Source organism: Burkholderia sp. 22PA0099, assembly GCF_047497165.1.
GTDB lineage: Bacteria > Pseudomonadota > Gammaproteobacteria > Burkholderiales > Burkholderiaceae > Burkholderia.
Genome location: NZ_CP163165.1, coordinates 2,241,506 through 2,253,087, shown reverse-complemented (window position 1 = coordinate 2,253,087; position 11,582 = coordinate 2,241,506). Strand labels below are relative to the sequence as shown.

Genomic DNA, 11,582 nt, shown 5'->3' with positions numbered 1-11,582 from the left:
ACGTCGAGCGGGATCGGCGCGGCATCGGAACGTGCGCGCCGTATATCGAGGCGGCCCCATCGGCATGAACCGGAGGCCGCCGGCAGCATCCGGGTCGCGCGGGCGCAACGCCGCGCACCCGAACGGAGGCAACGTGATCGACAAGCAGTTTTCCCGAAAGGCGGCCCGGCTGGCCGCCGCATGCGGCATGGCATTCACGCTCGCGGCATGGCTCGCCGCCTGCGGTGGCGGCGACGGCAACAACGGCGGGCAGGCCGCCGCCTCGTCCAGCGCGACATCGTCTTCCACGTCGTCGGCGTCCGCAGCGGGCGTGCAGCACATCCTGTTCGTCGGCGACAGCTTCACGCACGGCCGCTATGCGCCGGTGCGCCCCTATCATTCGGGCGGCGCGGCCGGCTCCACCAGCGCCTCGACGCTGGTGGTCGACGAAAACTACGGCCAGACCGGCGCGCGCGCCGAGCTCGAAACCGGGCCGTGGGGCGGCATTCCGGCGATCTTCGCGCAGCTCGCGGCCGAGGCCGGGTTGCGTTACGACGTCCATATCGAAGCGATCTCGCAAACGAGCCTCGCGAAGAATTTCGCGGCCGCCCCCAGCGTGATCGCCCAGCCGGGCTGGAACGCGGTGGTGTTGCAGGAACTCAGCGTCAAGCCGTTGCCGTCGGCGCTGACCGGCTCCAGCGTCAGTAATCCGAAGGATTTTTGCGCGAGCGTGAAGACGATCGAGAGCGCCGTGCACGGTGCGGCGCCGCATGCGAACGTGTATCTGTACGAGCCGTGGGCGCGCGGTGATCTCGCACAAACGCTGGCCGGCAGCACGAGCGCGTCGGGTTTCGCCGCGCAATATCAAACCGCGCTGAACACGCTCGCCGATGCGAACCACGACGCGTATTACAACGCGGCGGCTGTCGATGGCGCGATCGCCGGTGTCGCGCCGGCCGGCGAGGCGTGGCGGCTCGCGTGGAATCAGGGCGTCGCGAATTCCGATCCGTTCGTCACGACCAGCGCGAGCCTGCCGCTGCTCTGGTACGGCATCAACGCCGTCAACGATCCGCAGATCAGCGCGCCCGACTACATGCACCCGAGCGTGAACGGCGCCTATCTGGCCGGCCTCGTGCTGTTCACGCAGATCACGGGGGGCGATGCGACGCGCTTCGGCGCCGCCGAGGTGGCCGCGCAGCAGCTCGGCATTCCTGCCACGCTGGCCGTGCGATTGCAGCAGATCGCGGCGCAGGCCGTGGCGCAGGAAAGCGCCGCGCTGATCAACAGCACCGCGCCCGCGCCGTGCACGCAATCGCAATGAGCGCAAAGGCGGCGACTGGCCGGGCCACTCGAATGGCGTCCACGCCTGCTTCTGGTTGAAGTAGTGAAGCTCGCGCCCGGACAGCACGAATTTCATGTCGGTCATACCCGGGGTGGGCACCGCCTGCAATTCATACCGACGCGGTGATTACGGTTCCGCCATGGTCGGTCGTGTCGCCGAGTCGGATGAGGTTGATCATGATTGGGGGTTCTTTAAAAACGGAGGCGGGTTGTTTCGGGATTGGAGCTTGGGTTTGATCGGCAGGCGGCTTGCATCGTCACGTTTTGTCCTCGTAGGTGACCAGCTTCCACATGACGTCTGTCGTCAAGCGGCGTTCGCCCATTACGCGATCAAGCAAGGCCAGCGGACGCGGTTCGTAATAGTCGATCATCGGCAGTTCGTCGCCCTTTTTGAAAATCCGTGTCGTTTCAGCCTGAAGGCCCGGGCGAAGTTGCGCACACCAGACTCCGCTTTCGGGACACTGCGTTCCGGCTCGCGCCGTTGAGCCCAATGGCAATCGAGCGATTAATTCGGGCGACGCCGCTGCCCTCGAAATCTGGGCATCAGCCGAAAGCGGCCATCCGGTCTCGGGATTCAGGTTTTTTTCCTTTGCCAATCGGTCGATCAATTCTTCCGATGGTTTGGGCGGCACCTGAGCGCGTTGCTTTTCCCATTCGAAGGTACCGTCCCATGGTGGGAGTTTCGCCGGCGGTAACGGAACGATCTGGTCGATGTCAGGAACTTTCGGGTTCGCCAGTTGGTTATTCCTTAAAAACTGAGCGATTATTCGATAGCGACGTGACCGCTCGGGATCTTTTGGCACGTCGAGAGCGAATTGCTTATCAAGCGACTCTGGCGACAGGAAAGCGTCTTCAAGACTCATCGCGGTTCCGCTGATTCCGGCAGCCACCCCTTTCTGATAGGCCTGCACGGCTTCGTCGGACCTGCCTAAATAGGATAGATGGATCGCTAACTCGTAAGCGGCCCGCCCGTGCCCTTGATCAGCCGCACATTCCAGCATTTTTTCGGCAATAGCCGGTGCCTTATCGCGGGGGGCAAGCAACTGTGAAACATAATACTGGGCATCAGCATTGCCGAGGTCAGCAGCCTTCCGGATGTACTTCAGCGCCAGTTCCTTGTTTTGCTTTAGCCCATATCCGGAATTTAGGTAATAGCCGATATCGTAGTAACCCATCGGAATACCTTGATTGACCAACTGACTCGCCCACTCGACTGCTTCGTGTGCCGCATTCGGAGAACTGGCCATGCCATGCGACACCAATTGCTGCACGTTGTGGTTAGCCTTGTAATGTCCATGCGCCGTCGCGATTCGAAAATAGCGTGCAACTTCGTCGAAGTTCTTCGGCCCATCGCGTGTTTGTAAATAACGGCCATAGCGGAACAATGCATCAACGTCCGAATCGATGGCAGGTAGTCGATCCGCTTCGCGGCTACAGGTGAACGCCAGATTGGCGCGTACGCCAGCAAGGTCAAACGATCCGGGCAAATCACCCTCCTTCGAGCAAGCAGATAAGCTGGAAATTGCCAGAAACACTAAGGTAATGAGTCTCATATTTTAATCCAGATAGGAGCGACTCGGATCATCTCGATAGAATTCGATCAGCGATGCCAATGGCGCACCTCCTTCACGTCTCATCTTTTTATTTTTCAAATTAATATTTCCCCACTCCTCAAATGCAACACCCGCATCCAACCTCCCATTCCCATCCTTCTCCCCCACCGCCTTATCCCCCCCATGAATCCTCCATATCTTCTCCCGCAGCGGCTGCGTAACCCGCATAGACTCGTGGCAAATATTCAACTCACTATCCACCTCCATGCTACGCAAATTGACATTCGCCGAGCCATGCGTAACGAACACATCGTCGATAATCATCAACTTCGAATGAATATAAACTTCGTCCCACGTTTTACCTTTCGGTGTATCCGGCGGAACAAGGGTACAAATATGCACATTGAGCCCGGGAATATTGAGCTTCTCCGGGTTCTCGGTCTTGGCCTTTTCCAGTTGAACTTCCAGGTCGCTCACCCGCTGAGCGGCTTCCGCGGCATCCCGTTGCGCAGCGATCAAATTGTTCACGGCATACTGCCCCGAACCAGAAAACGGATCGACTTCCACCCGCTTTGCACGCTCATATGCGAGATCGGCCGTTTTCTTCGCCCCGAGTGCTTCCTTGTATTGCTTCTCCAATTCGTCCGAACGCTCCAATTTCGACACGCCTGGCAACACATCCGCACGCCCCAACGCATTGAGCATATGGTAGGTACTCACAGTACCCAACCCAATCCCGTCGTTGCTCGAATTCGTCACGACGAACAAATAAAGCGGCGTCTTGCGCCCACCAGCCTGATACGCCTTGACCAGATTGGTCAGCTTTTCAGCCAGCGGCGGAAATCGGAAAAATTGATTCTCGATATAAATGAAATTGGTCACATTGTTGACCGCTTGCAGGTAAAGACGCTCGATGTCTTTCACCCCACGCTTGGCATCTTTCACGCCCTCTTTCTTGACTTGGGGCTGAGTGCGCAGGATCTGCGCCATCACCGGCAAATCGTCTTTGCCGCAGCGAAGCAACGGGGCCTTCACCGATCCCCGCTGCTGTTCCAGCCGTTGTCCCGTCGTTGCATCCCATGCCTGACAGAAATTCTGGTTCAAATCGATCAGAATCGGCCCCGTGACACGAGCGGAAATATCCTGCCGCGGCAGAAATCCGTTGCGTCCCATTTTGGGATGCATGCGCGTATCGCCGTGGCGGCTCGTGTCCCAGTATTCGTCGAGCGTGTTGTGCCCCATCACAAAACCGGTCGCCAATTCCGGATGCTCATAATCGACCAGCACCATTTTTTGATGGTGTGACGGCGCCAGCCCCATTGCGACGCTATTCTGGACCTTCGATTTGACGCTGCGCTCGCTGTATTGACTGTCCGTCGCCGTTCGCCATCCAATTTCGGCGCGCTCGATCATGGTGAAATCCCGCGTGGCGAATTCGATATGGCGGAATGCCGGGTCACGAAACGGCAACTGCGCGCGCCTGGCTTCATATTCCATACCTTTTGCCACGTAATTCATCGGAAACTGATACAAATCGGCCCCCGTCGCATCGGTTCCCAACCGATTCTTTTTATCCAGCTTGACCTGCCAATACCACCACAAATCAAACTCTCTTTGAGCTGAATTCCGATTGTCGGGTTTTTGTGAAAATCGACCGCCAGGCATCATGTTTTCCATGAATTGCGCCACATGGAATTTATCGCCCCACACCAATAATCGAATCGTCACGTTGCGTCGCGCCCGTTCGAGCAGCAACGCCCCGATCGACAGCGAGCCTTGGTTTGACGACCCACGCTTGAAGTACATCGACGGCTGGAACCCCCAGCAGACAATCTCGACGCTGTGTTGCGCCATGGCAATCGCATCGTAGACAGCGCCGAACGCCTCCTCGCCGTTGACCAGCGGCAAGTGCGTCGCCTCCCTCGCCTTGTATTCCGCGCCTTGCACGTGATGCGGCAACGTCAAGGTCGCCGTATCGCCACACGATCGCGCAATCGGAACGGTAATGGCTGCCGGCTGACTCATGACCGGGCCTCCGCGTTCGGAGCGTCGGTATCGGGATTCAGCAAGCGGTAATACTGCAGGCGATGGGCGGCACGATCAGTGCCATCGCCGTTCTCGCCTTGCTCGAAGAAATGGAAGCCCTGATTGGCCAATTGCCCATTGGCCGCATCGCCGCGAAATGCCTCACCGACAGGAATGTCGTAGGCGACCCCATTGGCGAACTCGAGCCGATAGGATTGCGTGCCCGGGCGATGATCGATGACAATCCGCCCGGTTGCATCGGTGATCCCTTGCGTGACCAACGCGCCCTGTGCGTACAGCTTGTACGGTACATCCTGCGGAATGGCCGCCATGGCGGACGGCGAGGCTGCCAGATTCAACACCAGGCGCGCGGCAGGCAAACTGTTCCGCAGCGCACTGCCGACTTGTGCCGAAGCGGGGCCTGGCTTGTTCCACGACGCGCACTTCTCGAGAATGTCCCCCGGTGTGCCGTTCTCGATGCCATTGGCGTCGATCCGGATATACGAGCCGCCAGCGCCGATCCACACCTCCTTCGCGGCCGACAGCACGAGCCGGCCCTCGGCGCTGGTGATGGTGACGTCCTTCAACGCCGCCAACGCCATGTCGTCGGTTTGCGCCTGGATGGCGACCTTCCCCTTCGCGGCGAACAACTTGATGCCGAGTTGGGCAGCGAACAACGAGACGGCCTCGCCGGCAGCCACCGTGAATCGCTTCATGACGCCGATATCGGCATTGCCGCCCGCGTTTGCGATCAGGTTTTTGCCGGCCGTGAGCTGCAGGTGGTCGCCCGATACGATCCCGACGCCGGCCGGTGCACTGATCAGCACGCCAGCTTTTTTCAGTTCGCCCAAGGTTTCGTCCAGCAGGACTTTCTGCCTGGCGTAATCGGCAGCGACCGCTTCGGCGGCTTGCGCCGCATCGGCGAGCGACTGCATCTGCTGAAGCGCAAGCTCAAGCCGCCCTTGGGCTGGCCGCATGTCGAGTTGCGGCCCGCTCGGCACCGACAACATGTCGGCGGAAATGAAAACGCCCTTGCCGCCCCGGATCGCCACGTGTTCGTCGGTACGAAGCTCCGCTCCCTTGCCGCGCGCCTGGTGGTTGTCATCGACCATGTGGCCGAGGTTGAGCTCGCTCGCCCGATACGGCGTCGTGAGGTGAACGTGCTCGACGCCTCTCTTGTCCTCCATCCGCAGCTCGTTCCTCGCGGCGGTGCGGATCAGGTTCCGCGTGTGGTTCTGGCTCGTGACGAGATCGGGATGCAGGCTATCGTGCATGGCCCCGATGATCACGGGCCGGTCGGGATCGCCGTGCGTAAAGACGACCGCCACCTCCGCCCCGTCGATCAGCGGGAAGTGATGCCCGTAGTTGTCGCCGCTGTACGGTTTCGCGAACCGCACCGGCCGGCTGGTGCCGCCCGGGCTCCATCCATCGAGGTCGAACGGCAGCTTGATCACGTACCACCCCTGTTCGGTCAGATACGCGTAGGGGTAATCGCCCGGAGAGGTGATCCGGGCCGGCAGGACGCCACCGATGGAGGGTCGATCGATCGTGGCGACCGGCGTGCGCCACACGCGGTCCGACGGCACGCCCTCGAAGGTGACCCAATACGATTGATCGCGGCCCCCCTGCGATTGCACCGACGTCACGAAAATCCCATGCTTCGCTTCGGCCGGATTCGGCGCGAGCCGCATCACTTCACCGGCTTCGAGCCAGAACGGATTGCCGGTCCCCTTGAAGGTGATCTGGCTGGCCAGATGTGCCTCGTGACGCCGGCGTGCCCGGCCCCGACCTTCCTCGGGTGTGGCGTAGTGCTCGCCCCACTGGTAATCGATGCCGCTCGTCGTCGGGTCGTTGCGCGCCGCGTTTTCCTCGACCAGCAACGAGACCCCGGCCTGTCGGTGGTTGTAGTCGTGCAGGCGCACGGCTTCGGGTACCCGCCTGGTGCGCTTTTCGAGCGTCTTGATCGCATCCTGGCCTGAACTCTCGAGCCCCGCGTCGCGCAGGTACGACACCGTGCGCTGCTTGCGCGCATAGGCATCCAGATCGTCACCCAGCACGAGCACCGCGTAATCCTTGCTCTGCTCCCAGCGAAACCACATCCCTTCCTCGGCGCAGAGCCGTTGAATGAACGCGAAGGTCGTCTCGTGATACTGGGTGACGTATTCACGGCGCTTGTATTGGCCGCGCAATTGGAACCGGAAATCGACTCCCGCCCGATAGCCATGATGGCGCAGCGTATGAGTGACGATCTCCTCGATCGATTGATTCTGGAATAGCCGGCTCGTGACGCCGCGGTTCAAATCGGCCAGCTTCGGTTCGAGCAGAACCCGATAGTGCGTCTGGTCGCCCGAGGTGCCGCACTCGTCGAACTCCGTGATGACGCCGTGGATCGTATAGGCCGGGGGCACCTTGCTGAACTGTTCGGCGTTTTCGCCGAACATCCTTTGCAGATAATCCCTGTTCGGATCGACCGGCGCCACCACGAATTTGGCGGGACGACCCACCACCTGGCCCATCGGAATCGCTGCGATCGGGCTCGTGAATTCGATGTGGTAGCGGTATAGCTCGCTCACGGCGTCCCGGCCCGTAAAGCGGAGCACGGACATGGGTGCCGGATGCGACGCCAGCTTCAACTCGTACGCCTGTGACATCAAGATCGTCGACATGCGGGCCTCTCGGATTTTTTGGATTTTTTGCGTCGAAATTTCTATGAAGTTATTTTATTGAAAACTCGAATCGTCATTTTCTCGCGAGGCATATTAAACGGATCAATCGCAATTCGTCAAAGAAATTTTATAAATTAAATAAGATAAATAATTATAGATAAGTCATTTTTAAGAATTAACCAATTGATAAATTCAAAATCATCTTGTAGGCGAACAAATCTCATTAAAAACATTTGAATGAATTCCTGGCCCTCGGGCACGCAGGATGCTGTCTACTTCCAGGCACCCCCTACCCGGAGACCCCCATGCCCCCCATCCAAGGCCCTGCCCGCAGCACGCGCCGCCGCCTCGGCGATTGGCTCGCCGCCGAGGAACAGCACATGACCGCGTACCGGCGGCAACTCGCCCACGATGCCTACGCGCAGGCGGGCGCGCATCCGCGTTCCGCCGTGGTGGCCGAACTGGCGGCGCTGTTCGAGCGCGATCCGATGCTGCGCATGGGCTTGAGCCGCGCGATCGAACAGGCGCTGGAGGCCGGCTATGGGCTCGGCTACGCGACCATCGACGACCTCATGACGATCCTCGACTCCGTGTTGCGCTACGCGCCGCCGTTCAGCGAGACCGGCCTGATCGTGTGCCCCGTCAACGCCCTGCTCGACTGGCCGATGTGCATGCCGGCCGGCTATGCGCTGTTCCGCGACGAGGCCGTCAACACGCAACTGGGCAAGCTGCTGACCACCTGGTCGGCGTTCCTGTCCGGCCCGCACTCGCGCACCCATCTGCACGACAGCGGGCCGGACGGCTGGTTCTGCCACGAGGCGCGCGAGCGGATGCGGCTCGACGAATTCATCTGCCGACCCGGCGAACCCCATTGGGGCTTCGAATCGTGGAATCACTTCTTCACGCGGCGCTTTCGCGACGGCGCGCGCCCGGTGGCGGAACCCGGCGACGCGCGCGTGGTGGTCAACGCCTGCGAGGCCGCGCCGTACCAGATCGCCGGCCGCGTGCAGCGCCTCGACGATTTCTGGATCAAGTCGCAGCCGTATTCGATTCGCGACATGCTGACGCCCGCTCAGTCGCTGCTGGCCGAGCGCTTCGTGGGCGGCGACGTCTATCAGGCCTACTTGAGTGCGTGGAATTACCACCGCTGGCACGCGCCGGTCGGCGGCACCATCACCCATGCCTATCGCGTGCCGGGCAGCTATTTCTCGGCCGCCGACGTCGAAGGGCTCGATCCGTCCGGCCTCAACGATTCGCAGGGCTACATGACGGCGGTGGCCACCCGTGCGGTGGTGGTGATCGAGTGCGAGGACCCGGGCATGGGGACGGTGGCCTGCGTGTTCGTCGGCATGGGCGACGTGTCGTCGTGCGTGATCGACGCGTTCCCCGGCCAGCGCGTCGCGAAAGGCGACGAAATCGGCTACTTCCAGTACGGCGGCTCGACCTACTGCATGCTGTTCGAACCGGGCGTGGTCGGGCGCTTTCTCGTGGAGGCCGCGCCCGATCGGGATTCGCCGGTGCTGCCGGTCGGGGCCGCGTTGGCGATCGCGCGTTGAGCGGAAACGTCGGGGTCGATCGCGCGCTGCCGGGCCGCCGGGCGGCGCGTTCGGTTTCGACGAGATCGTCGCGGCCGGCGCTCGGCAGCGCGTGAACATTGGGCAGGACGATGCGGCGATCAGCCCGATGGATTCGATCACGCGGCAGAACCCGACGCGCGGCTAACAGGCCGCCAAGGCGGCGCTGGCGTTGAGCGAGCGATCCGGTCGCGACGCGCATATCGGCCTGACGCGCCGGCCAGGCGATACGGTCAGCGGTCAACGGTTACGCAAGGTCATGCACTGACCGGCAACGGCGGCACGCGCTCGGGGTCGCGCAGCGGTTCGGGCGGGATGCCGGGCAGATCGTCCTGGCCCGGCGGATCGACCGGGTCGGGATCGGGAAACGGCGGAATATGGGATGCGGACATCGGGAACCGGTGGTTCGCTGTCATGGGAATCGCGTTCATCGTTGCTCCTGTGAGGATCGGGTCGCCCCGGCCATCGGCATCGGGCGAAACTTCCTGCCCGATGCCAGGCGGCACACGCCACATCGGGCGAGGCGGTCACGCGCGCCGGCCGGTCTTTGCTACACGCTTTGTAGATTCTGCCCGGCCGGCGCAGTCGATCAGTTGCCCTGCGCGGCGCTGCCGCCTTGCCCCGGCATGCCCGGCGCCGGGTAATGCGGGTTTTCGCCGCGCGCGCCCTTGGGCTTGTTCGTGTGGGGCTTCATGCCGTTGCCGCCGGGGCTGGCGCCCTGCATCGGCTCGGCGCCCTGGCCCGCCACGCCCGAGGCCGGGTAATGCGGGGTCTCGCCGCGCGCGCCCTGCGGCGTGTTGGTGGCGGGCTGCATGGAGCTTTGGGCGTGGACGGCCGGGGATGCGGCCAATACGGCGGCCAGCGAAGCACCGATGGCGGCGCGGAGCAAGTGCGGGAGGATCGGCTTGACTGATTGCATGGTCGGTTCCTTACGATCGTGGTTGAGGGTTGAGGAACCGCCAGGGCACGCAAGACGCGTTCCGCGCCAAAACGCACGCGCGGCGCGATATTTGCTTGGGTCATGGGCACTCGGTCGGAAATGGTGGCGTGCGCAACGTTCCTCGCGCGCATCGCACCCTTCCCACCATCCGCGACGGAGGAATCTCGATGCTTCATGAAACGCTGTGGTATCTGATGGTCGGCGGCGTCCTGATCGTGGTCGGCGTGACGAGTTCGGCGCTCCATCGGTTGCCATGCAGCACCGCGATGATCTATCTGGCGGTGGGCGCGGCGCTCGGGCCGGCCGGGCTCGGCATGATGCATCTCGATCTCGGGCGCGACGCGAAGCTGCTGCGGCAGATCGCCGAGGTCGCGCTGCTGGTGTCGCTGTTCGCGATCGGCCTGCGCCTGCGCGTGGCCGCGCTCGACCGGCGCTGGCTGCTGCCGGCGCGGCTCGGCTTCATCGCGATGATCGTCACCGTGCCGCTGCTGGCCGGCGCGGCGGTCTGGCTGCTCGGCCTCGGATGGGGGCCGGCCCTGCTGCTGGCGGCGATGCTCGCGCCGACCGATCCGGTGCTGGCCCACGACGTGCAGGTGCGCAACCCCGGCGACGTCGATCTGGTGCGTTTCGCGCTGTCCGGCGAAGGCGGGCTCAACGACGGCATCTCGTTGCCGTTCGTGCTGGCGGGCCTCGCGCTGTGCGGGCAGCTCGACATGACGCAAGGCGCCGCACCGGCCTCGCTGCCGTTCCTGCTGCACACCGCATGGGGCATCGTCGGCGCGCTCGCGATCGGCACCGGCCTGGGCTGGATCACCACCCACGGCATCACGCGGCTGCGCACGCATCATGCACAGGCGCTCGGGCTCGAAGGCTTCTTCGCGCTCGGGCTGATCGTGATCGCGTTCGGCGTGGCGCAACTGGCCGATACGTTCGGCTTCCTGTCGGCGTTCGCGGCCGGGGTGGCGATGCGGCGCGTCGAGCATCGCGCGAGCGGCCCGAGCGCGCCGACCGAGGTGATCGGCTCGGTCGATTCGAACGATATCGGCGCAACGGAGCAGGACCCGCAGCGCGCCCACGCCTACATGACCGAATCGGTGCTCGGCTTCACCATCGAACTGGAGCGGATCGCCGAGGTGGTGATCATGACGATGATCGGCAGCCTGCTCGCCACGTTCGTCGTGACGCAGTTCTCATGGGCCATGGCCGCGCTGGCCGCCGCGCTGATGCTGATAATTCGGCCGCTCGCGGTAAGGCTGTCGCTGGCCGGCTCGCCGGCCACCGCCACGCAGCGCCGCCTGATCGGCTGGTTCGGGATTCGCGGCATCGGTTCGTTCTACTACCTGCTGTTCGCGATCGAACACGCACCGGCCGTGGCCCGGCCGCTGGCGCCTGTCGTGCTGGGCGTGATCGCGCTGTCGGTGATCGTGCATGGCGTATCGGCCACGCCCTTGATGAATCGGTATCACCGGTTCGGATAGCGGCGGGAGAACCGTCGCGGCTGGCC

8 protein-coding genes and 1 pseudogene are annotated in these 11,582 nt (G+C 62.7%); 3 read left to right on the top strand and 6 right to left on the bottom strand.

Features of this window, described 5'->3' with window-relative positions; translation table 11 throughout:
• Positions 1-133: 133 nt before the first annotated feature.
• Positions 134-1,300, top strand: a complete 1,167-nt coding sequence (locus AB4851_RS25690; RefSeq protein WP_414449332.1) for a hypothetical protein — start codon at positions 134-136, stop codon at positions 1,298-1,300.
• Positions 1,301-1,342: 42 nt separating this feature from the next.
• Here the strand turns inward: AB4851_RS25690 and AB4851_RS25685 are convergent.
• The 4 genes and pseudogenes from AB4851_RS25685 to AB4851_RS25670 all read right to left on the bottom strand — a co-directional run.
• Positions 1,343-1,396 (bottom strand): annotated as a pseudogene (locus AB4851_RS25685) (hypothetical protein); the annotation flags it as partial.
• 181 nt (positions 1,397-1,577) lie between these two features.
• Positions 1,578-2,873 carry a DUF6396 domain-containing protein gene (locus AB4851_RS25680; protein WP_414449331.1) on the bottom strand — a complete coding sequence of 432 codons (1,296 nt, stop codon included), beginning with the start codon at positions 2,871-2,873 and terminating at the stop codon, positions 1,578-1,580.
• Positions 2,874-2,876: 3 nt separating this feature from the next.
• On the bottom strand, positions 2,877-4,898 hold the full coding sequence (locus AB4851_RS25675) for a phospholipase D-like domain-containing protein (protein ID WP_414449330.1): 2,022 nt from the start codon (positions 4,896-4,898) through the stop codon (positions 2,877-2,879).
• Entirely contained in the window at positions 4,895-7,564 is a 2,670-nt protein-coding gene (locus tag AB4851_RS25670; RefSeq protein WP_414449329.1) for a type VI secretion system Vgr family protein, read from the bottom strand. Before AB4851_RS25670 ends, AB4851_RS25675 begins: the two co-directional genes overlap by 4 nt.
• Positions 7,565-7,869: 305 nt before the next feature.
• On the opposite strand from AB4851_RS25670, the gene AB4851_RS25665 reads away from it, so the two are divergent.
• Positions 7,870-9,120, top strand: a complete 1,251-nt coding sequence (locus AB4851_RS25665) for a phosphatidylserine decarboxylase family protein (protein ID WP_414449328.1) — start codon at positions 7,870-7,872, stop codon at positions 9,118-9,120.
• A gap of 275 nt (positions 9,121-9,395) precedes the next feature.
• Here AB4851_RS25665 and AB4851_RS25660 read toward each other — a convergent pair whose 3' ends face one another.
• Both AB4851_RS25660 and AB4851_RS25655 read right to left on the bottom strand, forming a co-directional pair.
• On the bottom strand, positions 9,396-9,569 hold the full coding sequence (locus AB4851_RS25660; RefSeq protein ID WP_414445239.1) for a hypothetical protein: 174 nt from the start codon (positions 9,567-9,569) through the stop codon (positions 9,396-9,398).
• Between the two features lie 158 nt (positions 9,570-9,727).
• The gene (locus AB4851_RS25655) at positions 9,728-10,057 is read right to left on the bottom strand and encodes a hypothetical protein (protein WP_414449327.1); all 330 of its coding nucleotides are present in this window, start codon (positions 10,055-10,057) and stop codon (positions 9,728-9,730) included.
• Between the two features lie 188 nt (positions 10,058-10,245).
• On the opposite strand from AB4851_RS25655, the gene AB4851_RS25650 reads away from it, so the two are divergent.
• Complete coding sequence (locus AB4851_RS25650; RefSeq protein ID WP_414449326.1) at positions 10,246-11,556, top strand: cation:proton antiporter; 1,311 nt, start codon at positions 10,246-10,248, stop codon at positions 11,554-11,556.
• Positions 11,557-11,582 lie beyond the last annotated feature (26 nt).

Coding starts and splice junctions, on each gene's coding strand:
- AB4851_RS25660 (WP_414445239.1), bottom strand. CDS start 9,569: ATGAACGCGATTCCCATGACAGCGAACCACCGGTTCCCGATGTCCGCA.
- AB4851_RS25665 (WP_414449328.1), top strand. CDS start 7,870: ATGCCCCCCATCCAAGGCCCTGCCCGCAGCACGCGCCGCCGCCTCGGC.
- AB4851_RS25650 (WP_414449326.1), top strand. CDS start 10,246: ATGCTTCATGAAACGCTGTGGTATCTGATGGTCGGCGGCGTCCTGATC.
- AB4851_RS25670 (WP_414449329.1), bottom strand. CDS start 7,564: ATGTCGACGATCTTGATGTCACAGGCGTACGAGTTGAAGCTGGCGTCG.
- AB4851_RS25680 (WP_414449331.1), bottom strand. CDS start 2,873: ATGAGACTCATTACCTTAGTGTTTCTGGCAATTTCCAGCTTATCTGCT.
- AB4851_RS25655 (WP_414449327.1), bottom strand. CDS start 10,057: ATGCAATCAGTCAAGCCGATCCTCCCGCACTTGCTCCGCGCCGCCATC.
- AB4851_RS25675 (WP_414449330.1), bottom strand. CDS start 4,898: ATGAGTCAGCCGGCAGCCATTACCGTTCCGATTGCGCGATCGTGTGGC.